Raw genomic sequence first — 20,466 nt, forward strand, 5'->3', positions numbered from 1 at the left:
CGGCGCCTGCCCCGGGCGGCCCCTCCGGGACCCGCAGGGGTGCGCTAGGTTGCCCGCCATGACTGGACTCGGCCCCGCCGTCTGGCCACCCGCCCCGATACGGACCGAACGGCTCGTGCTGCGCGTGTCCGAGGCCCGGGACCGCGCGGCGTTCATCGAACTGTTCGCCTCGCCCGAGGTGGGCACCCACATCGGCGGCGCCCGGCCGCGCGACGAGCTGGAGCGCGTGGTGCCCGAGGTGCCCGGGCGGCGCCCCGGCCTGTTCGTGGCCGACCTCGACGGCGCGATGATCGGCATGATCACGCTGGACCCCCGCGGCGCGGAGCACCCGGGGCACGTCCGCCCGGAAGCCGACGAGGCCGCGCTCGGCTATCTGTTCCTGCCCGGGGCGTGGGGGCGCGGGTACGCCGCCGAGGCGTGCGCGGCCGTACTCGGCTGGTTCGCCGCCGCGCTTCCCGGCGAGCCGGTCGTGCTCTGCACCCAGACCGCCAACGGCCGCGCGCTGCGCCTCGCGGAGAAGCTGGGGTTCACCGAGGTGGAGCGGTTCGAGGAGTACGGCGCCGAGCAGTGGTTCGGGGTGTGGTCCCCGCGCGCGCCGACCCGTTGAGCCGAACCGTTGACGCGCCGACCCGTTGAGTCGACCCGTTGAGCCGACCTGCTGAGCCGACCCGTTGAGCCGGGCGGTCAGGCCCGGGGGCGGCGGGCCCACCCTCTATTCCTGTATAAAAGCAGCAGGACATACGCGCGTTCGAGCGACGGGGAGGGGGCGGCCTTGACCAGGGAGCTGATCACGGAACGGGTCAGGCGCTGGGGTGCCGCGCTGCGGCCCGCCGTCCTGTTCTTCGTGCTCCTCGTCGAGACCGTGCTCGCCGACACCGGCAGCCTCGCGGGCGCCGTCGCGCTCGCCGCGACCGCCGCCGCCGGTTCCGCGCTCACCCTGTGCTCCCTGCTGGCCGCGCGCTCCGCGCCCGCCGTGCCCCGCACCCGCGTGCGCACCGCCATCCGCGACCGCGAGCAGCGCACCGCCTTCCTGCCCCAGCGCGACCCCGACGCCCGCGGCCGCACCCGGCCCCGGGCACCCGGCCGTCCCCTCCTGACGGCCGCGTAGGGAGCCCCGCTCACCAGGCCCCGCGCGGGTCGTCATGCCGACGCAGCACGCTCACCCGGCACGACGAGACCCCCGAAAGGGCTCACCCATGTCTTTCTTCGCCGACCTGGTCGCGCGCCTCGCCGACCTGTTCGCCCCGCTCTTCCACGGCTCCGCGATGGCCGCCGCCATCGTCGCCGTCACCATGGCCGTACGCCTGCTCGTCCACCCGCTGTCCCGGGCCGCCGCCCGTGGCCAGAAGGCCCGCGCCCGGCTCGCCCCGCAGATCACCGCACTGCGCGAGAAGCACGGCAAGAACCCGGAGAAGCTCCAGCGGGCACTGCTGGAGCTGCACCGGAAGGAGAAGGTGTCGCCGCTGGCCGGATGCCTGCCCGGGCTCTTCCAGCTGCCCGCGTTCTTCCTGCTCTACCACCTGTTCTCCAGCTCGACGATCGGCGGCGAGGCCAACGAGCTGCTCGACCACAAACTGCTCGCCGCCCCGCTCGGCGGGCGCCTGGCCGACGCGCTCGGCGACGGCGGCCCCTTCGGCGGCGCCGGGCTCGTCTACCTGGTGCTCTTCGCGCTCGTCGCGGCCGTCGCGACCTTCAACTTCCGGCGTACGAAGCGGCAGATGGCCCAGGGCGGCGCCGCGCCCGCGGGCGGCGAGCGGGCCCCGGGCGCCGAGGCCATGGCCGCGATGACGAAGTTCCTGCCGTTCCTGTCCTTCTTCACGCTGGTCACCGTCGCCGTGGTGCCGCTCGCCGCCGCGCTGTACGTCGTGACCAGTACGACCTGGAGCGCGGTGGAGCGGGCCTTCCTCTACCGGGACGTGCCGCAGGGGGCGGCGGGAGCCGTGGCGTCGGCGATGTGACGGCCTCGCACCAGGTGTCACGTCCCCGGTCCGCTTCCGGGAGGCACAGCGCCGGTCCGGCGTCAGGTGCCCCGCGCCCCGAGTCCAGTACGTGAACGGGGTCTTGCGGGGCGGACGGCGACCTTGGAGGATCAGCCGAACTCCGATGGCCGCACCCCATCGGCCGGGCTCCGCCGATCACCGCGATCGTGCTCGACCAGAGGGAGACAGACCGTGAAGCTGCTGCGAGTCGGTACGGCGGGCGCCGAGCGCCCCGCGCTGCTCGATGCCGGGGGCACCCTGCGCGACCTGTCCGGCGTCGTCGGGGACGTCGACGGAGCCCTGCTCGCCGACGACGCCGCGCTCACCCGCGTGCGCGAGGCCGCCGAGCGCGGCGACCTGCCCGCGCTCGACCGGGCCGGGCTGCGGATCGGGCCGCCGGTCGGCCGCGTCGGCAAGGTCGTGTGCATCGGTCTGAACTACCACGACCACGCGGCTGAGACCGGGGCCGAGCCGCCCGCCGAGCCCGTGATCTTCCTCAAGGCCGCGGACACCGTGGTCGGGCCGAACGACACCGTGCTGGTGCCGCGCGGCTCGGTCAAGACGGACTGGGAGGTCGAGCTGGCGGTCGTCATCGGCCGCACGGCACGCTATCTGGACACGCCCGAGGAGGCCCTCGCGCACATCGCGGGCTACGCGGTGGCGCACGACGTGTCCGAGCGCGCGTTCCAGATCGAGCGCGGCGGCACCTGGGACAAGGGCAAGAACTGCGAGACCTTCAACCCGCTCGGCCCCTGGCTGGTGACGGCGGACGAGGTGCCGGACCCGCAGGCCCTGTCCCTGCGCCTGTGGGTCAACGGCGAGCTGAGGCAGGACGGCAGCACGGCCCGGCAGATCTTCCCGGTCGCGGAAGTGGTGCGCTACGTCAGCCAGTTCATGACGCTGTACCCCGGCGACGTGATCAACACGGGCACGCCCGCCGGGGTGGCGCTGGGGCAGCCGGACCCCAAGCCGTTCCTGCGGCCGGGTGACGTCGTGGAGCTGGAGATCGACGGGCTCGGACGCCAGCGCCAGCAGCTCGCGTCGGCGTGACGCCGTCGAGCGGGCCGCGCGCTCCTGACGGCGTATCGCCATCCGGTGGCCGCGCGCTCCTGACGGTGTATCGCCATCGGGTGGGCCGCCCGCTCCTGACGGTGTATCGCCATCGGGTGGGCCGCGCGCTCCTGACGGCGTGTCGCCATCGGGTGGGCCGCGCGCTCCTGACGGCGTAACGCCGTCCGGCGGGCCGCCCGCTCCTGTCGGGCCAATGGGGGAAGCCCTGAGCGTGTCTCCCATCACTTTTATCCGAATTGCGCATATTTCCGAGTATGCGAAGAAAAAGTTCAGCGTATTTGGCGGCGGCCGTCACCGTGGCCGCGGCGGCGGTCGTCGGCGGTCTGGCCGGGCAGGGCGTCGCCGACCCCCTGCCCGGCGGGCTCGGCCCCTGCCTGGGCTCCGCCTGCCCGGACACCTACCCCGAGGTCAACAACGGCCCCGTCGCGGGCCGCGACGAGAACATCAACGTGTTCGTGGGCCGGGACATGTTCGTGCGGGCCGCGGCCGCCGAGGCCGAGGGCAAGGTCGTCGTGCTCGGCGACTTCGACATGAACAAGCGGGCCGGGGCCTCGCAGATCTACAACGTGGGCGTCGCGGGCGTCGGCTCCCGCGTGCCGCCGCCCAACGGCTCGGACTTCCTCACCACCGGCGGCAACCTCACCATCGCCGACGGCCAGCGGCTGCTCGCCGAGGAGGGCAGCGTCTCCGGCCGCGTCGTCTACGAGGGCACCGCCAGCGGCACGGTCGCCCCTCCGGCGGTCCAGGAGCCGGGCGCCACCGACAAGTACGCCCAGCTCCCCGCCCAGCTCACCGCGGCCAGCCAGTGCTACGCGTACGACAACGGCGCGCCCCGCGAGGCCACGGGCACGGCGGTGAACAACGGCAGCGAGACCCTCTTCACCGGTGACGGCACCTCCGAGCTGCAGGTCTTCAACGTCGACTTCGACCTGGTCAGCCGCACCGGCGGGGACCAGGGCATCGTCTTCCAGGGCATCCCCTCCAACGCCACCGTGCTGGTCAACCTCACCGGTGACGCCCGCACCATCCGCACCTACATGGGCACGCTGCCCGACGGCCTGCGCGAGCGGCTGCTGTGGAACTTCCCCGACGCGACCACGGTGAACTTCGGGGGCAGCGGGCAGTTCCAGGGCAGCGTGCTCGTCGGCTCGGCCGCGAGCGCCACGACGGTGACGCTGCCCGGCATGAACGGGCGGTTCTTCACCGTCGGCGAGCTGACGCACACCTCGGAGGCGGGCGGCGGCCAGGAGTTCCACGCGTATCCGTTCAACGGGGACCTGCCGACGTGCACCACGCCGTCGCCGTCGCCGAGCCCGTCCACGTCACCGTCGCCGAGCCCGTCTCCGTCGGACAGCGATGGCCCGTCGCCGTCGCCGTCTCCGTCGGACAGTGACGGTCCGTCGCCGAGCCCGTCTCCGTCGGACAGTGACGGTCCGTCGCCGTCGCCGTCTCCCTCGGACAGTGACGGCCCGTCGCCGAGCCCGTCTCCGTCGGACAGTGACGGTCCCTCGCCGTCGCCGTCCCCGTCGGACAGCGATGGTCCGTCGCCGTCCCCGTCTCCGTCCGACAGCGATGGTCCGTCGCCGTCGCCGTCTCCCTCGGACAGTGACGGCCCGTCGCCGAGCCCGTCTCCGTCCGACAGTGATGGTCCGTCGCCGTCGCCGTCCCCGTCCGACAGCGATGGTCCGTCGCCGTCGCCGTCCCCGTCCGACAGCGATGGTCCGTCGCCGTCCCCGTCTCCTTCGGACAGCGACGGTCCCTCCCCGTCCCCGTCGGACAGCGATGGCCCGTCCCCGTCGCCGTCCCCGTCGGACAGTGACGGCCCGTCACCCTCCCCCTCCGACAGCGATGGCCCCTCCCCGTCCCCGTCGGACAGTGACGGCCCGTCCCCGTCTCCCTCCGACAGCGACGGACCGTCCCCGTCCCCGTCGGACACGCCGACGCATCCGCACCCGTCCCCGTCCAAGACGGACGGCGGGCACATGGCGAACACCGGTGCCTCGGCGGGCGAGCTCGCGATCGTCGGGGCGATCGCGGCCGCGCTGCTCGGCACCGGTGCCACGTTCGTGATCCGGATGCGGCGGCGCAGCGAGGGCCACTACGAGTGACAGTGACCCGGCTGTAGTCACCTCGCGGTGACGGAGCGTCAGGCCGAGGTGAACCGTTCGAGGGCCGCCACCACCAGCGCGTGATCCGCGACCTGGGGGAGGCCCGAGACGGCCACCGTGCCGATGACGCCCACGCCCTCGACCCTGACCGGGAACGCGCCGCCGTGCGCGGCGTACCGGTCGGGGTCGAGTCGCGAGGAGGCCTCGAACGTCGTGCCCTTGGCCCGGAACCGGCTCCCCACCAGGTACGACGAGCAGCCGTACCGCTCGACGACGCGGCGCTTGCGGTCCAGCCAGGCGTCGTTGTCGGGGGTAGAGCCGGGCAGCGCGGCGTGGAAGAGCTGCTGGCCGCCGCGCCGGATGTCGATCGCGACCGGCGCCCCGCGCTCGCGCGCCAGCTCCACGAGCAGGCAGCCGAGCGCCCACGCGTCGTCGTACGTGAACCGGGGCAGCGTCAGGCGGCGCTCCTGCTCCTCCAGTTCGGCGATCGTCGGGGCGGCGGGGGCGTCGGCGCGCTCGGTCACAGGGTCACCGCCACGCCGTCGCGGGCCGAGCGGCGCGCGGCTTCGAGGACGTCCAGGGCGGCGGCGGCCTCGTGCGCGGTGACCGGGTTGGGGCCCTCGCCGCGCAGGGCGGCGGTCACGGCCGCGTAGTACGCCGGGTAGTCGCCCGGCAGGGTCCGGTGGGGGCGGCCGCCGCCGGTCAGCGGGGACTCGCCGGAGCCGACGCGGCCCCAGGCGCACTCGGGCTCCTCGCCCCAGGCCGCGCCCTCGTCGGTGGGGCGCCTGCCCTCGCGCAGGGCGGCCTCCTGCGGGTCGAGGCCGTACTTCACATAGCCCGCCCGCGAGCCGAGGACGCGGAAGCGCGGGCCGAGCTGGGCGGTGGTGGCGCTCACGTACAGGTGGGAGCGGACGCCGCTCGCGTGGGTGAGCGCGAGGAACGTGTCGTCGTCGGCCGCCGCGCCCGGACGGCGCACGTCGGCCTCCGCGTACACCCGCGTCACCGGGCCGAACAGGACCAGGGCCTGGTCGACGACGTGGCTCCCCAGGTCGTACAGGAGCCCGCCGATCTCCTCGGGGTCGCCGGACTCGCGCCAGCCGCCCTTGGGCTGCGGGCGCCACCGCTCGAAGCGCGACTCGAAGCGCCACACGTCGCCCAGCTCGCCGTCGGCCAGCAGGGACCGCAGCGTCAGGAAGTCGGCGTCCCAGCGGCGGTTCTGGAAGACGGACAGGAGCAGCCCGCGCTCGTCGGCGAGGGCGGCCAGCTCCCGGGCCTCGGCGGCGGTGCCCGCGAGCGGCTTGTCCACGACGACCGGCAGGCCCGCCTTGAGGGCGGCGGTCGCGAGCGGCACGTGGGTGCGGTTCGGGGAGGCGACCACGACGAGGTCCAGCTCGTCCGCGCGGTCCCACAGCTCGTCGGCCGACGCGGCCGCCCGCGCCCCGTACGCCTCCCGGGCCTCGCGCTGGCGGTCGGCGCTCGACGTGACCACCGTGTCGAGCGCGAGGCCCGGCGTGGCGGCGATCAGCGGGGCGTGGAAGACGGAGCCCGCGAGGCCGTAGCCCACGAGGCCGACGCGCAGGTCCTGGGTGCCTTCAGTCTTGACGTCCATGCCTTCCACTTTGGCAACGCTGTTGCGTAAGTGCAAGCGGGGCGGACAATGGGGGAGTGAACAGGTCTAACTCCGGTGTGAACCTCCGGGCGCTGCGCGGGCACAACGCCGCCGTGGTGCTCGACCTCCTGCGCGGCGCGGGCCGGGAGGGGGTCAGCAGGCTCGAACTCGCCGAGCGGACCGGGCTCACCCCGCAGGCCGTCAGCAAGATCACCGCCCGGCTGCGGGACGAGGGCCTGGTGGCCGACGCGGGGCGGCGCGCCTCCACCGGGGGCAAGCCCGCCGCCGCCCTCAGGCTGGTGCCCGGGGCCGGGTTCGCGGTGGGCCTGCACCTGGACCGGGACGCGCTGCTCGCGGTCCTGGTGGACCTCGCCGGGGGCGTGGTCGCCGAGCGCCGGGCTCCGCTCGACTTCGGCGCGGGCGCCGACGCGGTCGTGGCGGCCGGGGCGGAGGCGGCCGGGGCGCTGGCCGCCGCCGCGTCCGGCGGGGTGCTGGGCGTGGGGGTGGCGCTGCCGGGGCCCCTCGACCACGCCACCGGTGTGCTGCACCGGGTGACCGGCTTCCCCTCCTGGGACGGCTACCCCCTGCGGGACGCGCTCGCCGCGCGGCTCGGCGGCCTGCCCGTCGCCGTCGACAAGGACACCAACGCCGCCGCGCTCGGCCTCGCCCTCGGCGGCGCCGCCGAGTCGTTCGCCTACCTCCACCTGGGCACCGGCCTCGGCGCGGGGCTCGTCCTCGGGGGCGGCCTCCACCGGGGGGCCCGCACGGGCGCGGGCGAGTTCGGCCACCAGGTCGTACGGCTCGACGGGCCGCCCTGCGCCTGCGGCGACCGGGGGTGCCTGGAGGCCCTGTGCCTGGCCGCCGTCGCCTCCGGCGACCTGGGCGAGGCGGCCCGCGTCCTCGGCGTCGGCGCCGGGAACCTCGTCTCGCTGCTCGACATCGACCTCGTCCTGCTCGGCGGGCGCACGGTCGCCGCGGCGCCGGACCTCTTCGTACGGGGGGTGGGCGCCGTGGTCGCCGCGCGGGCCCGGCGGGAGGGTGCCCGGGCGGCGGCGGGGGTGGCGCTGGCGCCTGGCGGCGAGCGGGGGGTGGCGGAGGGCGCCGCGCAGCTGATCCTGGCCCCGGTCTTCGGCCGCTAGCCCTGGCGGGGGCGCCCCGGACCCGCCCCTCCCCGAACCAGGGACTGCCGCCCCTGCCCCTGCCCTCACCGGCGCCCCGAGCCTCGCCCTCTCTCTGGTGACCGTCCCGAGACCCCATGCGCCCGCTGCCGTCGACCGCAGTGGAACCTCGACGGCTCCCCCTCTGCGGCCCCTGCCGCGAAGCCGCCTGAACGAGAGGACCCCACATGCCCCCGGCCTGCCGGAAGGAACGGATCACCCGCCGCGTCGGCACCACCACCGTCAAGGGCGACAAGAGGGACCTCGTCCAGTGCCCCGAAGGCACCTGCGAACTCGTCCGGGCAGTCCGCCCCGACCACACCCCGCGCCGCCTCACTGCGGTATGCCCCCCGAGGACATCGTGGCCGCCGACGAGGCCGGGCACCTCGACGCCCTCAGTGACGGCCGCGACCCCGACGCCACCGTGGACCACCGCCCCGGCTGCTCCAACCCGCAGATCACGGAGAGCACGCCCCACGGCAACAGCATCCGCACCGGCGACCCGATCACCTTCACCTGCACCACCTGCAACGCCACCAAGCCCCTCTGAGGGAGCCCCCCATGGCCCCCCACCCGCGTTCCGACCACCACCACGCACAGGTCCCCCCGCTCGACAAGATCCCCGAAGCCGCGCGCCCGACCGTTGAAGCGTTCCTGAAGACGCGGGCCCGCCGCGCCGAGGCGCAGGACACGCAGCGCCAGGCGCACGCCGCCCTCAAACCCGCCGTGGAGAAGGACAAGGCCGGCCTGGACCGAACACGTCCTCGCGGGGGGTTCCGATCGGCGTGGCAGGCGCAGGAAGCCCGCTACGCGGGCGAGGCCCTGGGGTTGACGCCGCGGGCCCTGGTTCAACTGGGGTGGCGGATCGTGGACGTCGACGAGGAGGAGCGGTGACGAGCGCGCGTCGGCGGGTCCGAGCCGCCGCTGCCAGCGCTCGGAAGCCTGCTGCCCCGTTGTCGTTCGACTGGCGGCACCCGCTGTACGGCATCGAACGCTGGCCACCCGAGAGCACCCGACCGCCTCCGCTTCTTCCCCAAGCGCGGCCATCAGCGCGCGAGCTACGCCCCGGCGCCGCGCTGGCTCCCTGACGTACAACTCCTTCAGGTACAGGCTGGCGGTCGCCCCGGCCGCTGGCCACAGCCGGGAGTACGAGGCGAAGCCGAGCACCGTACCCTCTTCGCGGGCCAGGAGCACGGTCGCCACCGGCCGCTCGCCGAACAGCGCGGCCCGAATCTGCCCCAAGTCGCCAGGCACCGGTTCACCGCCGTAGTACTCCTCGATCTCCCCGAGGATCACAGAGATGACCTCAGCGTCCGCCCCCGTCGCCGTTCTGATCTCCACGCCCGCGCTCCGTTTTCGTAGGGGGGCAGCGCAAGGGTCTCGCGCAGCGCCCGCGCCTCGCGCGCCTCTCGTGCACCACCGCGGCACCCTAGTGATGACGTCGCGGGCGCGGTAGAGGACCAGCGTGGTGCGGGGGTCGGGCTCCAACGCGCAGATGGTGCGGGCTGGGTCAACAGCGTGACGGACCCCGCGTGTGCGGGAGCCGTCCGGCGTACCGTTCTAGGTGCGACCTTGAGAACGGAGCATCCGTATGCCCGATCCGGCTACGCCTGCGCCTGGGCACCCCGGCGCCCTGCTGCGTGAACTGCGCCGCCGCCGCGGCCTGACCCAGGAACGCCTCGCCGAACGAGCCAACCTGAGCCTGGGAGTCGTGAAGAAGCTCGAACGGGGCGGCACCGCTCGGGTTGACGCCTATCACGCTCTCGCCCGCGCCCTGAACGTCCGTACCTCGGCGCTGTTCGGGTCCTCCGGACCCCATTCCCGCACCCGGTCCGACGACGACAACATCGACCTGATGCCGCTGCGCCAGGCCGTCGCGCCGCCGGTCACCTTCTCGGGGCGCCTCAGCGGGCCGGAGGCGGTGGCCACGGAGCCGGACATCCCCCGCCTGGGGGCGACAGCCCGGGAACTCGGCAGCGCCTACCACCAGGACCGGTACGGGGAAGTCGCCGAGCTGCTGCCCAGCCTGGTGCACGCGGCTCACGCCGCCGTGCGGCACTACGACAACGGTCCCGAACTCCAGGACGCCCTGCGCATCCGCTCCGACGTGCTGCAGATGGCTGGCCGCTATCTGACGCAGGTCCGCGCGTACGACCTCGCTCACATCGCGCTGCGCGACGCCATCGAGGATGCCACCCGGGTCAACGACCTCCAGGGCGTGGCCGCGGCGGTCTACCAGCAGGGCTGGCTCCTGATGCGGCAGGGCCGCCTTGACGAGGCTGAGCAGGTCAGCGTCACCACAGCGGACGCCATCGAACCGCGGATCTCCCGGGCCACCCGGCACGCGCTCGGCGCCTGGGGCAAGCTGCTGGTCCACGGCAGTGCGGCGGCGGCGCGCAACAACCGGCCCCGGGAAGCCCGTGAGATCCTGCGGCTCGGCCGCACGGCGGGTGCCGCGCTCGGCACGGGCCAGGCGGTCGCGATGTCGTCCTGGGGACGGTTCGACTGGCGGACCGTCGCGTTCCAGGGGATCGAGAACCACCTGGTCGCGCAGAGGCCGGACCGCGTCCTGGGGCTGTCGGACAGGATGCCCGCTCCGACGGGTGCGAAGGGGCGGCTGTTCATGCGCCGCCACCTGCTCGACGTCGCACAGGCCCACGTCATGCTGCGGCACCCGGACGAGGCGACGAGCATCCTGTGGTCGCTGTGGGACGAGACACCGGAATGGCTTCGGCACCAGCGGATGGCGCGGGAGACGTTCTACGACGCCCTGGGCAAGAGCAAGCGCCGCCGCCTGACGGCGAAGCAGCGAGACCTGGCCGCGTTCTTCGGGCCCGAGGGCTGAGGGGGCTGAGGGGGGGCTGAGGGGGCTGAGGGGGCTGAGGGGGGCACGTTCCGTGTCCGTTGTCGCGAGCCTCGCGTCGCGACGGCCACGGAACGTGCCTGTTCCACCGCCGTACACCCGCTTACGTTCGGTGACGCAGCGAACACGGAACCCGCGGAGGTACGCGACATGAGACAGGGTCAAGGCGCCCCGGCCGCCCGCCGGTTGGTCGAGAACGCGAGGACCACGTGTGCCGTGAGCTGGCTCACCGAAGCGCGGGCCGACGTCCGCGGGGCGCTCGCCGCGTGGGACCGCGCCGAGTTGGCGACCGTTCCCGTGGGCCGCGCCTGGGACGTGGTCCGCATCCGTCAGCGCGTCGGCTGGCGCACCATCCACCGCCTGCGTGCCGACGGCTCTCCGCTCGGGCCGGTGCTGCACACCGCCACCCACGTCGAGGTCTTCGTCCCCGCGGGGGCCGCGCGGTCCTGGCAGGCGCCGCAGACCTCGGCCCTCGGTCCCGGGGACTTCGTCGCGGCCCCGGACCCGGCCGTCATCGCCCCGCTCACCACCCGCGCCCGCACCTGGATCGTCGCCCCCGCCGCGCCCCTGGTCCTCACCGACCCCGACGCCCTGCACGCCGCCTACCTCGCCGCGTACGAGGTGATGAAGGTGGTGACCAGGAGGTGACCGCCGACCTGGCCGCGCTGGAGGACCGCGCCCAGCGCGCGTACGACACCCTCATGGCCCACCTCAAGGTCTGCCCCGAGTGCGGCCAGAGCCCGCAGGGCTGCCGTACCGGCGCCGTCCTGCGGCGCGCGGCCCGCGCCGCCCAGAACACCGCCCTGCGCGTCCGCCGCGCCAGCCGCAGTACCGAAGGAGGCGGCGATGCGTGACGTGACCGAGGCCCTGCGCATATTCATCGTGCCCCCGGGCTGCGCCCTGACCGCCGAGCAGCGGGCCGGTGCCGTGTGCGTCTGGTGCCCCCGTGTCCTGGACGGCGGCGACGCTGGCATGGACCTCGGCGGCACCGGGGACTGGCACCCGCGCTCCTGCCCGGCGTGTTACGAGGTCCAGGGCCGGGCCCTGGCCTCGTACCTCGACTGGCACGAGCACGGCATCACCTGCCCGCACTGCCCCCTGCGCCCCTGCGACCACGGCCAAGCCCTGGGCGCCGAGCACCTGGCCGCGCGGGAGCGAGCCGGGAAGCCAGCACTGACGTGCGCGCACTGCCGGGCCGCCGTCGGGCCCGGCGAGCAGGTACGCCCACACCTCTGGAACGGCGTGAGCGCGCCCGTCTTCAGCTACCTCCACGCCCGCCCGTGCCCGGCACGCGCCCCACACCCCGAGTGAGGCGATCAAGCTCCCCGCCGCCAGCCCGCACCCTGGGTGTGCCGGGCCGTCCCGTTGCGGTGCCCCCCTCCGCGACGGCCCAGCACTCGGGTATGCCCTCGCACGTCATCGAAGCCCGCTGATGGGTCCCAACCAGTCCTAGCCAGTAGGGGAGCTGTCTTGCAGAGCGAGAGCGGGCGAATCTTCCGAGAGGCATGGATCTCCGGGGTCAGGAAGTACTTCCCCGGAGAGCCCAAGCCCGGGTACATCACCCCGTGGGAAGAGACTCCCGCATGGGAGCGCGACGCGGCCACCGCGGTGTTCACACAGGTCGCGGACTTCATCGAAGTCAGTGGTGGCAGCACGTCCAAGCTGACGCGTGAGCAGAAGGGGCGGTTCGTCGCCCTGTGCTGGGTCGCGCAGATCCACAAGCATGTCGACGACCCGACACGGGGTTACCCCGATAGGGGGGCGTTTGGCGGCCGGTCGGGTCCCTGGGGCGGTGGGGGTGGCCGGGGGAGGGAAGGGACCCGGGGCGTGGGGCACCGCGCCCCGCCACGCGTTCAGCCGAAGGTTCCGCATGCGACTCAGCCCCCGCGCGGCCGCGGGCACCGCCGCCGCGGCCGCCCTCCTCGTACCCGCCCTGGCCGGGGCCCCCGCCCTCGCCCACGCCCCCAGCCAGGCCCGCCAGCCCGTCTGCGCCGCCCCGGTCCGCAGCGACTTCCCCCTCGACGCCCGCATCCGCGAGGGGCCCGCCGTCTACCACCCCGGTGGGGGGTACCGGAGTTGGACCGTGCGGCTGAGCAACGCCACGCGGGGCGTGTGCCGGAGCATCCACCCCGTCGTCGTACTCGTGGACGACAGAGGGGAGTTGAGGTCGGGGCAGATCCGGATGGAGTTCCACGACGGGGCGCGGTGGCGGCCGGTGCGGTTCGAGCGGACCGCGCGGGCCGAGCACGTGGGGGTGTTCGACGACGGGTTCGGCGGGTTCACGGCCGGGCCCGGGGAGACGGTGACGGTGCGGGTGCGGCTCGCGTTCCGGGACGGCACCGCGCCCGACCGCGTCGTGGCCAGCGCCGCCGTCGTACAGCGCCGGGGGGACGACGGCGACTGGGTGGGGGAGTCCGGTGACTACTCGTTCGACATTCGCGCTGACGGCGGCCGTCCCTGGGCCGCGCCCGGCGAACTGGCGATGACGGGGCCGGGGCGCGTCCTCGGCACCGGACACGCCCTGGGGCTCGGGGCCGCCGCCCTGGCCCTCGTCCTCGGCGGCGGGGCTCTGGTCGCGGGCGCGCGGCGGCTCGGGGCGACCGGGAGCTGAGGACCGACGGGCGGCCCCCCCCGAGCCGCCGGTCGCGCCGCCTCGCCCCCGGTACCGTCACCCAGCCGTGCGACCATCCCCCCGTGGACTACCAGGACAACCCCGCCGCCGCCCCGCCCGCGCACCTGCGCGACCAGGCCCCCGGCGCCCCCATCCGCTCCGGCATCCCGGAGCACGGGCGGATCCCCAAGTACTACGCCGTGAAGGCGCGGATCGCCGAGCTGATCGAGGAGTTGGGGGTCGGCCGGACGCTGCCGACGGAGCGGGACCTCGCCGAGCGGTACGAGGTCGCGCGCGAGACCGTGCGGCAGGCGCTGCGCGAGCTGCTGCTCGAAGGCAGGCTGCGCCGACAGGGGCGCGGCACCGTCGTCGCCGGGCCCAAGCTGGAGCAGCCGCTGTCCCTGGCCAGCTACACCGAGGGTGTCCGCAGACAGGGCCGCACCCCGGGCCGGAACCTGATCTCCCTCGACCGTTTCCCCTGCCCGCCCGCCCTCGCCGCCGACATCGGCGCCGAACAGGGCGACCCCGTCTGGCACATGGAGCGCGTCCTGCTCGCCGACGACGAGCGGGTGGGCCTGGAGAGCACGTACGTGTCCGTGGCGCGGGTGCCCCAGCTCGGCGCGGACTTCGACCCCGACTCGTCCTTCTACGGCTATCTGCGCGACGAACTGGGCATCGCGTTCGGCGACGCGGACGAGCGCATCGAGACCGTGCTCGCCACGCCCCGCGAGGCGCTGCTCATCGGCACGCCGCCCGCGCTGCCGATGCTGCTGATCCACCGCGCGTCGCGGGACACCGCCGGGCGGCCCCTGGAGCGGGTGCGGACCCTGTACCGCGGGGACCGCTTCTCGTTCACTACGCATCTCGGTGAGGGCCCGCATCTCGGGTGAGGGTGCCTTTCTTGGGTGGCAGCCTGTATCGCGGGTGAGGGTGCCTTTCTCGGGTGGCAGCTCGTATCGCGGGTGACGGCACCTTTCTCGGGTGACAGCCTGCATCTCGGGTGAGGGTGCCTATCTCGGGTCACAGCCTGTATCGCCGGTGAGGGCGCCTACCTCGGGTGCCAGCCCGTATCTCGGGTGACAACCTATATCTCGGGTGACAGCGCCCACCCCGGGTAAGAGCGCCCACCCCAGGCGACACCCCGCATCTCGGGCGAAGACCCCCATCCCGGGTGACACCCTGTAACTCAGGTGAGGGCATACCTCAGGTGAAATCGACCTCTCTCGGACGCCACACACCCCCTTTAGGTCACGAGAAGATAACGGGTCTAGTCCAAGCTTGCGCGGCAGTTCACCCTTTGGTTGCCAACCGGCCCCCGCCGGGACACCCGTCGAAAGGAGCGTTGCCGTCGTGAGAGTCATCGTCGTAGGAGCAGGCGTGGTGGGCACCATGCACGCCTGGCACGCAGTGGAACGCGGCCACGAGGTCGTACAGATCGAGCGCGAGAGCGAGGCCCGGGGCGCGTCGCTGCGCAACTTCGGGCAGATATGGGTCAGCGGTCGCGCGGGCGGCGAGGAGCTGGACACCGCCCTGCGCGCACGCGAGCTGTGGGAGGAGATCGGCGCCCGCGTCCCGGGCCTGGGCTTCCGCGCCATCGGCTCGCTGACCCTCGTACGGAACGAGCGCGAGCGCCAGGTCGCCGAGGCCGCGCTCGCCCGCCCGGACGCCGCCGCCCGTGGCTACAAGCTGCTCACCGCCGACGAGGCCCGCGCCGTCAACCCGGCGCTGCGCGGCGAGTTCACCGCCGCCCTGTGGTGCGAGCGCGACGCGGCCGTCGAGCCGCGCACCGCGCAACTCCAGCTCCGCGAGGCCCTGTTGGCGTCGCCGCGCTACACCTTCCTGCCCGGCCGTGAGGTCCGTGACGTCGTCGGGCCCGGCGCGGTCCGCGACGACCACGGCGACGTGCACACCGGCGACGCCGTCGTGCTGTGCACCGGCGCCTGGCTCGGCGGGCTCGTCCGCGAGCTGGCCCCGGAGCTGCCGGTGCGCCGCGTGCGGCTCCAGATGATGCAGACCGACCCGCTCGGCGAGCCGCTCACCACGTCCGTCGCCGACGCCGACAGCTTCCGCTACTACCCGGCGTACCGGTCCGACGCCCTGGACGCCCTCAACGCCGGGCAGCCGCAGACCCCGACCGCGGCCGCCCACAAGATGCAGCTGCTCATGGTGCAGCGCGCCGACGGCGGCCTGACCATCGGCGACACCCACGAGTACGAGCACCCCTTCGCCTTCGACACCGTCGAGGACCCCTACGACCACCTCACCGAGGTCGTCGAGGGCTTCCTCGGCCGCCCGCTGCCGAAGGTCCGGCGCCGCTGGGCCGGGGTGTACGCGCAGTGCGTCGACACCAGCCGGGTCGTCCACCGCGAGCAGGTGCGCGACGGCGTGTGGCTCGTCACCGGGCCCGGCGGGCGCGGCATGACGTGCTCGCCCGCGATCGCCGAGAAGACCGCCGACGAGCTGGGATGGTGAAGAAGTTGACCACGAACGACATCAGGCTCGCCGTGCTCGACATGGCCGGGACCACCGTCGCCGACGGCGGCCTGGTCGAGCGGGCCTTCGCCGTGGCCGCCGAGGAGCTGGGCGTCGAGCCGGGCTCCGCCGACCACGCCGCCAAGCTCGACTACGTCCGCGCCACCATGGGCGAGTCCAAGATCTCCGTCTTCCGGCACCTGTTCGGCGACGAGGCCCTCGCCCAGCGCGCCAACACCGCCTTCGAGAAGGCGTACGGGGAGCTGGTCGACGGCGGCCTCGTCGCACCCCTCGACGGCGCCCGCGAAGCCATCGAACAGCTCCGCGCCGCCGGGCTCACCGTGGTCCTCACCACCGGCTTCGCCCGCGTCACCCAGGACGCCATCCTCGACGCCCTCGGCTGGCGCGACCTCGCCGACCTCACCCTGTGCCCCGCCGACGCGGGCGGGCGCGGGCGCCCCTACCCCGACATGGTGCTCGCCGCGTTCCTGCGCACCGCCGCCGCCGACTCCGTACGCGAGATCGCCGTCGCCGGGGACACCGCGTACGACATGCGCAGCGGCACCCGCGCCGGGGCCGGGATCGTCGCGGGCGTCCTCACCGGCGCCCACGACCAGGCGGCGCTGCGGGAGGCCGGGGCCACGCACGTGCTGCCGTCCGTCGCCGAACTGCCCGCGCTCATCCGGGACTTCGGGTCATGAGCAGCGGCATCCGGTTCGACTCCGTCTCGGTCGCCTACGGCGGCAACGTCGTCCTCGACTCCCTCGACCTGACCGTCGAGCCCGGCGAGGTCATGGCGCTGCTCGGGCCGTCCGGAAGTGGCAAGACCACCGCGCTGCGGGCCGTCGCCGGGTTCGTGCGGCCCGCGTCGGGGCGGGTCTTCATCGGCGACCGCGACGTCACCGCGCTGCCGCCGCACCGGCGGGGCATCGGCATGGTCGTCCAGCAGTACGCGCTGTTCCCGCACATGCGCGTCGCGGACAACGTGGCCTTCGGCCTCAAGGCACAGAAGGCCCCCCGGGCGGGCATCGCCGAGCGGGTCACCGAGGCCCTGGAGATGGTCGGCATGGCCGCCTACGCCAGGCGCTATCCGCGCGAGCTGTCCGGCGGGCAGCAGCAGCGCGTCGCCATCGCCCGCGCGCTTGCCATCCGGCCCGGCGTGCTCCTCCTGGACGAGCCGCTGTCCGCGCTCGACGCGCAGCTGCGCTCCGGGATGCTCGCCGAACTCGCCCGGCTGCACCGCGAGTTGCCCGACGTTTCCATCCTGTACGTCACCCACGACCAGGTCGAGGCGCTGACGCTGGCCGACCGGATCGCCGTCATGGACAAGGCGCGGCTGCGGGACGTGGGCACCCCGCAGGACCTGTACCGCAGGCCGCGCACGGAGTTCACGGCCTCCTTCGTCGGCAACGCCAACCTGCTGCCGGTCTCCGTGGGCGCGGGCTCCGTGACCTTCGGCGGGGCCGAGCTGAAGGTCCCCACCGACGGCGTGGCGGCCGGGGTCACGGCCACGCTCTGCGTACGACCGCACCTGGTGGGGCTCGGCCCCGGGCCCAACGCGCTCACCGGCGCCGTGTCGGAGGTGCAGTGGCGGGGGGCCACGCACCGCCTGTACGTGGAGGTGGAGGGGCACGCGGTGAAGGCGGACGTCCGGGAACTGCGGACGCCCCCGGCGCTGGGGGAGCAGGTCACGCTGCACTTCGCCCCCGAGGACGCCGTGCTGCTCGCCGCAGGGGTGAGCGGTGAGTAGCCCCGCGGAGCCCCTGGCCAAGGAGGGCCCGGCGTCGACGGCTCTCGCCGGGCCGGGACCCGCCGTGCGGGAGAACGGCCCGCGGCGGGTACGGCAACTGCCGGGCTTCGTCTGGGCGTTGCCGCCGGTCGTACTGCTCGCGCTCGTGTTCCTCTACCCCCTCGCCCTCGTCGTCAAGCAGTCCGTGCAGCCCGACACCGGGGGGACCTCGCTGCAGCCGTATTCCGACGTGTTCGCCTCGGAGGCCTTCCGGGACGCGCTCGGGAACACAGTGTGGCTGGCGGTGGGGGCGACCGTCGGATGCCTGGTGCTCGGGTTCGTGCTCGCGCTGGTCATCGCGTTCGTGCCGTTCCCCGGCGGGAAGGCCGTCGCCAAGTTCATCGACGTCTTCCTCTCCTTCCCGTCCTTCCTGATCACCCTGGCGCTGCTGTTCATCTACGGCACCAAGGGCATGGCCAACGGGGTGTGGACGGACGCGACCGGGGCCGCCGACGGGCCGTTCCAGTTCCTGACCACGCCGTGGGGCGTGCTGCTCGCCGAGATCACGTACTTCACGCCGTTCGTGATGCGGCCGCTGCTCGCCGCGTTCTCGCAGCTCGACACCGCGCAGCTGGAGGTGGCGTCCAGCCTGGGCGCCCGGCCCGCGCGGATCGTGCGGCGGGTGATCCTGCCGGAGGCGCTGCCCGCGCTCGCCGCGGGCGGCAGCCTCGTCCTGGTCATGTGCCTGAACGAGTTCGGCATCGTGCTGTTCACCGGCGCCAAGGGCGTCACCACGCTGCCGACGCTCGTCTACGGCAAGGCCATGCTCGAATCCGACTACCCGGCGGCCTGCGTCGTCGCCGTCGTCAACATCGCGATCTCCGTGGGCCTGTACGGCCTGTACCGGGTGGTGAGCCGTCGTGTTGGTGCATAGCCGCAAGGGCAAGTGGACCCTGTGGGCGGTGTTCTTCGTCCTCTTCCTGCCGGTCTTCGCGCTGCCGCTGCTGGTGATCGTGATGGCGTCCTTCGCGGGCCACTGGTCCGGCGCCTTCCCCTCCGACTTCACCGGCGAGCACTACAGCGCCGCCACCCGCGGCGAGTCCCTGGACGCCCTGACCACCAGCCTGCTCACGGCGCTCGGCGCGAGCCTCGCCGCGCTCGCCGCGGGCACCTGGGCGGCGCTCGCCGCGGCCCGGCTGCGCAAGGGCGGCAGGCGGGTGCTCGACGCGCTGTTCATGCTGCCGGTCGCCGTGCCGTCCGTGGTGGTGGGGCTCGCCGTGCTCGTCGCGTTCAGCAAGCCGCCGGTGATCCTCAACGGCACGTCCACGATCGTCGTCCTCGCGCACGCCATTCTTGTCACGGCGTTCGCCTACCAGTCGGTTTCGGCCGCCATCGTGCGTCTCGACCCGGCGTACGAGCAGGCCGCGGCGTCCCTGGGCGCGCGGCCCGCGTACGTCCTGTGGCGGGTCAAGCTGCCGCTGCTGCTTCCGTCCCTGACGGCCGCCGCGGGCCTGTGCTTCGCCCTGTCCATGGGCGAGCTGAGCGCCACGATGATGCTCTACCCGCCGGACTGGACGCCGCTGCCGGTGCGGATCTACGCGGCCACCGACCGGGGCGCCGCCTTCACCGGCGCCGCGCTCGCCGTGGTCCTCATGGGGGCGACCCTGCTCGTCCTCTTCGCGGTCTCCCGCATCCGCACCCGCGCCTCCTACCGCTGATCAGCCTCCACTCCCGTATCCCCGTATCCCCGTATCCCGTACGACTCGTCAAGGAGTACGACACGTCATGCGCACCCTCACCCCCGTCCGCACGCTCGCCGCCCTCGGCGGCTGTGCCCTGCTCGCCACCGCCCTGACCGCCTGCGGCGGCGACTCCGCCGCGTCCGACGCGAAGGTCGTCACCGTCTACAGCGCCGACGGCCTCAAGGGCGAGAACGGCGACGGCTGGTACGACAAGGTCTTCAAGGACTTCGAGGACAAGACCGGCATCAAGGTCAAGTACGTCGAGGGCGGCTCCGGCGAGATGGTGCAGCGCGCCGTCCGCGAGAAGTCCAACACCCAGGCCGACGTGCTGATCACGCTGCCGCCGTTCATCCAGCAGGCCGACGAGAAGGGCCTGCTCGCCGCCTACGAGCCCAAGGGCTCCGAGCAGGTCGACGGCGCCAACAAGGCGTCCGACGGCAAGTGGACGGCCGTCGTCAACAACTACTTCGGCTTCATCTACAACAAGAAGGAGCTGAAGGGCGCCAAGGCCCCCAAGACCTGGGACGAGCTGACCGGCAGCGCGTACAAGAACAAGCTCCAGTACTCCACGCCCGGCGTCGCGGGCGACGGCACGGCCGTGCTCATCAAGGCCATGCACGACTTCGGCGGCAAGGAGCCCGCCATGAAGTACCTGGGCAGGCTCCAGTCCAACAACGTCGGCCCGTCCGCCTCCACAGGCAAGCTCGCCCCCAAGGTCGACAAGGGCGAACTCCTCGTCGCCAACGGCGACGTCCAGATGAACTACGCCCAGTCCAAGTCCATGCCGAACCTCGGCATCTGGTTCCCCGCGAAGCAGGGCAAGAAGCCCACCACCTTCGCCCTGCCGTACGCGGCGGGCCTGGTCGACAAGGCCCCCCACAGCGCCAACGCCAAGAAGTTCCTCGACTACCTGCTCAGCCAGCAGGCCCAGAAGCAGGTCAGCGCCGTCGGCGGCGGCTTCGCGGCCCGCAAGGACATCAAGGCCACCGACGCCAACGCCATCGCCCTCGACAAGATCATCGACGGTGTCGAGGTCTTCGAACCCGACTGGGCCGACATCTCCGAGAACCTCACGGACTACGTCGACGACTGGAAGTCCGCCACCGGCAGCTGACGCGCCCCCAG

General features: G+C 73.7%; 22 protein-coding genes and 2 pseudogenes. 21 read left to right on the top strand and 3 right to left on the bottom strand.

Translation table 11 applies throughout. From position 1 onward, the window contains the following. Positions 1–58: 58 nt before the first annotated feature. The 5 genes from ACOBQU_RS24155 (at position 59) to ACOBQU_RS24175 (ending at position 5,158) form a co-directional block, all read left to right on the top strand. On the top strand, positions 59–607 hold the full coding sequence (locus ACOBQU_RS24155; RefSeq protein WP_423629449.1) for a GNAT family N-acetyltransferase: 549 nt from the start codon (positions 59–61) through the stop codon (positions 605–607). Between the two features lie 165 nt (positions 608–772). Continuing rightward, positions 773–1,108 (top strand): DUF6412 domain-containing protein, encoded by a 336-nt coding sequence (locus ACOBQU_RS24160; protein ID WP_423629450.1) that lies wholly within the window; start codon positions 773–775, stop codon positions 1,106–1,108. An 88-nt stretch (positions 1,109–1,196) separates the two neighbouring features. Beyond that, positions 1,197–1,958, top strand: coding sequence for a YidC/Oxa1 family membrane protein insertase (locus tag ACOBQU_RS24165; protein ID WP_423629452.1), 762 nt, complete (start codon positions 1,197–1,199; stop codon positions 1,956–1,958). Between the two features lie 213 nt (positions 1,959–2,171). Next, complete coding sequence (locus ACOBQU_RS24170; protein ID WP_423629454.1) at positions 2,172–3,029, top strand: fumarylacetoacetate hydrolase family protein; 858 nt, start codon at positions 2,172–2,174, stop codon at positions 3,027–3,029. A 299-nt stretch (positions 3,030–3,328) separates the two neighbouring features. After that, positions 3,329–5,158, top strand: a complete 1,830-nt coding sequence (locus ACOBQU_RS24175; protein ID WP_423629456.1) for a choice-of-anchor A family protein — start codon at positions 3,329–3,331, stop codon at positions 5,156–5,158. A gap of 38 nt (positions 5,159–5,196) precedes the next feature. Here ACOBQU_RS24175 and ACOBQU_RS24180 read toward each other — a convergent pair whose 3' ends face one another. After that, the gene (locus ACOBQU_RS24180) at positions 5,197–5,682 is read right to left on the bottom strand and encodes a heme-degrading domain-containing protein (RefSeq protein ID WP_423629458.1); all 486 of its coding nucleotides are present in this window, start codon (positions 5,680–5,682) and stop codon (positions 5,197–5,199) included. Then, positions 5,679–6,767: a Gfo/Idh/MocA family oxidoreductase gene (locus ACOBQU_RS24185; RefSeq protein WP_423629460.1), complete on the bottom strand. Its 1,089-nt coding sequence runs from the start codon at positions 6,765–6,767 to the stop codon at positions 5,679–5,681. The genes ACOBQU_RS24180 and ACOBQU_RS24185 overlap by 4 nt, the downstream gene beginning before the upstream one ends. Before the next feature lie 56 nt (positions 6,768–6,823). Between ACOBQU_RS24185 and ACOBQU_RS24190 the strand changes: the two genes are divergently transcribed. The 3 genes from ACOBQU_RS24190 (at position 6,824) to ACOBQU_RS24200 (ending at position 8,818) form a co-directional block, all read left to right on the top strand. Next, a complete protein-coding gene (locus ACOBQU_RS24190) occupies positions 6,824–7,906 on the top strand; it encodes an ROK family transcriptional regulator (protein WP_423629462.1) in 1,083 nt (360 codons plus the stop codon). A 361-nt stretch (positions 7,907–8,267) separates the two neighbouring features. Continuing rightward, the gene (locus ACOBQU_RS24195) at positions 8,268–8,474 is read left to right on the top strand and encodes a hypothetical protein (protein WP_423635035.1); all 207 of its coding nucleotides are present in this window, start codon (positions 8,268–8,270) and stop codon (positions 8,472–8,474) included. 11 nt (positions 8,475–8,485) lie between these two features. Further along, a complete protein-coding gene (locus ACOBQU_RS24200; RefSeq protein WP_423635037.1) occupies positions 8,486–8,818 on the top strand; it encodes a hypothetical protein in 333 nt (110 codons plus the stop codon). A gap of 93 nt (positions 8,819–8,911) precedes the next feature. On the opposite strand, the pseudogene ACOBQU_RS24205 reads toward ACOBQU_RS24200, so the two are convergent. Then, a pseudogene (locus ACOBQU_RS24205) lies at positions 8,912–9,352 on the bottom strand (GNAT family N-acetyltransferase); the annotation flags it as partial. Positions 9,353–9,515: 163 nt separating this feature from the next. Between ACOBQU_RS24205 and ACOBQU_RS24210 the strand changes: the two are divergent. From ACOBQU_RS24210 to ACOBQU_RS24270, 13 genes and pseudogenes are all read left to right on the top strand, one after another. Beyond that, positions 9,516–10,769 carry a helix-turn-helix domain-containing protein gene (locus ACOBQU_RS24210; protein WP_423629464.1) on the top strand — a complete coding sequence of 418 codons (1,254 nt, stop codon included), beginning with the start codon at positions 9,516–9,518 and terminating at the stop codon, positions 10,767–10,769. Positions 10,770–10,937: 168 nt separating this feature from the next. Further along, positions 10,938–11,435 carry a hypothetical protein gene (locus ACOBQU_RS24215; protein WP_423629466.1) on the top strand — a complete coding sequence of 166 codons (498 nt, stop codon included), beginning with the start codon at positions 10,938–10,940 and terminating at the stop codon, positions 11,433–11,435. Next, positions 11,432–11,641 carry a hypothetical protein gene (locus tag ACOBQU_RS24220; RefSeq protein ID WP_423629468.1) on the top strand — a complete coding sequence of 70 codons (210 nt, stop codon included), beginning with the start codon at positions 11,432–11,434 and terminating at the stop codon, positions 11,639–11,641. Before ACOBQU_RS24215 ends, ACOBQU_RS24220 begins: the two co-directional genes overlap by 4 nt. Further along, positions 11,634–12,098 (top strand): hypothetical protein, encoded by a 465-nt coding sequence (locus ACOBQU_RS24225; protein ID WP_423629470.1) that lies wholly within the window; start codon positions 11,634–11,636, stop codon positions 12,096–12,098. The genes ACOBQU_RS24220 and ACOBQU_RS24225 overlap by 8 nt, the downstream gene beginning before the upstream one ends. A 159-nt stretch (positions 12,099–12,257) precedes the next feature. Further along, positions 12,258–12,536, top strand: a pseudogene (locus ACOBQU_RS24230) (hypothetical protein); the annotation flags it as partial. Positions 12,537–12,657: 121 nt separating this feature from the next. Continuing rightward, on the top strand, positions 12,658–13,398 hold the full coding sequence (locus ACOBQU_RS24235; protein WP_423629472.1) for a hypothetical protein: 741 nt from the start codon (positions 12,658–12,660) through the stop codon (positions 13,396–13,398). Positions 13,399–13,481: 83 nt separating this feature from the next. After that, positions 13,482–14,288, top strand: a complete 807-nt coding sequence (locus tag ACOBQU_RS24240) for a GntR family transcriptional regulator (protein WP_423629474.1) — start codon at positions 13,482–13,484, stop codon at positions 14,286–14,288. A 460-nt stretch (positions 14,289–14,748) separates the two neighbouring features. Then, positions 14,749–15,870: a TIGR03364 family FAD-dependent oxidoreductase gene (locus ACOBQU_RS24245; protein ID WP_423629476.1), complete on the top strand. Its 1,122-nt coding sequence runs from the start codon at positions 14,749–14,751 to the stop codon at positions 15,868–15,870. Then, a complete protein-coding gene (locus ACOBQU_RS24250) occupies positions 15,864–16,571 on the top strand; it encodes a phosphonatase-like hydrolase (protein WP_423629478.1) in 708 nt (235 codons plus the stop codon). Before ACOBQU_RS24245 ends, ACOBQU_RS24250 begins: the two co-directional genes overlap by 7 nt. After that, entirely contained in the window at positions 16,568–17,620 is a 1,053-nt protein-coding gene (locus ACOBQU_RS24255) for an ABC transporter ATP-binding protein (protein ID WP_423629479.1), read from the top strand. The genes ACOBQU_RS24250 and ACOBQU_RS24255 overlap by 4 nt, the downstream gene beginning before the upstream one ends. Then, positions 17,613–18,533: a 2-aminoethylphosphonate ABC transporter permease subunit gene (locus ACOBQU_RS24260; protein ID WP_423629481.1), complete on the top strand. Its 921-nt coding sequence runs from the start codon at positions 17,613–17,615 to the stop codon at positions 18,531–18,533. The genes ACOBQU_RS24255 and ACOBQU_RS24260 overlap by 8 nt, the downstream gene beginning before the upstream one ends. Beyond that, a complete protein-coding gene (locus ACOBQU_RS24265) occupies positions 18,520–19,317 on the top strand; it encodes an ABC transporter permease (RefSeq protein WP_423629483.1) in 798 nt (265 codons plus the stop codon). The genes ACOBQU_RS24260 and ACOBQU_RS24265 overlap by 14 nt, the downstream gene beginning before the upstream one ends. 67 nt (positions 19,318–19,384) lie before the next feature. Continuing rightward, positions 19,385–20,455 (top strand): 2-aminoethylphosphonate ABC transporter substrate-binding protein, encoded by a 1,071-nt coding sequence (locus ACOBQU_RS24270; RefSeq protein WP_423629485.1) that lies wholly within the window; start codon positions 19,385–19,387, stop codon positions 20,453–20,455. Positions 20,456–20,466 lie beyond the last annotated feature (11 nt).

The sequence above is a fragment of the Streptomyces sp. G45 genome (assembly GCF_049542095.1).
Classification (GTDB): domain Bacteria; phylum Actinomycetota; class Actinomycetes; order Streptomycetales; family Streptomycetaceae; genus Streptomyces.

Coding starts and splice junctions, on each gene's coding strand:
- ACOBQU_RS24235 (WP_423629472.1), top strand. CDS start 12,658: ATGCGACTCAGCCCCCGCGCGGCCGCGGGCACCGCCGCCGCGGCCGCC.
- ACOBQU_RS24155 (WP_423629449.1), top strand. CDS start 59: ATGACTGGACTCGGCCCCGCCGTCTGGCCACCCGCCCCGATACGGACC.
- ACOBQU_RS24215 (WP_423629466.1), top strand. CDS start 10,938: ATGAGACAGGGTCAAGGCGCCCCGGCCGCCCGCCGGTTGGTCGAGAAC.
- ACOBQU_RS24165 (WP_423629452.1), top strand. CDS start 1,197: ATGTCTTTCTTCGCCGACCTGGTCGCGCGCCTCGCCGACCTGTTCGCC.
- ACOBQU_RS24185 (WP_423629460.1), bottom strand. CDS start 6,767: ATGGACGTCAAGACTGAAGGCACCCAGGACCTGCGCGTCGGCCTCGTG.
- ACOBQU_RS24210 (WP_423629464.1), top strand. CDS start 9,516: ATGCCCGATCCGGCTACGCCTGCGCCTGGGCACCCCGGCGCCCTGCTG.
- ACOBQU_RS24250 (WP_423629478.1), top strand. CDS start 15,864: ATGGTGAAGAAGTTGACCACGAACGACATCAGGCTCGCCGTGCTCGAC.
- ACOBQU_RS24255 (WP_423629479.1), top strand. CDS start 16,568: ATGAGCAGCGGCATCCGGTTCGACTCCGTCTCGGTCGCCTACGGCGGC.
- ACOBQU_RS24225 (WP_423629470.1), top strand. CDS start 11,634: ATGCGTGACGTGACCGAGGCCCTGCGCATATTCATCGTGCCCCCGGGC.
- ACOBQU_RS24270 (WP_423629485.1), top strand. CDS start 19,385: ATGCGCACCCTCACCCCCGTCCGCACGCTCGCCGCCCTCGGCGGCTGT.
- ACOBQU_RS24195 (WP_423635035.1), top strand. CDS start 8,268: ATGCCCCCCGAGGACATCGTGGCCGCCGACGAGGCCGGGCACCTCGAC.
- ACOBQU_RS24200 (WP_423635037.1), top strand. CDS start 8,486: ATGGCCCCCCACCCGCGTTCCGACCACCACCACGCACAGGTCCCCCCG.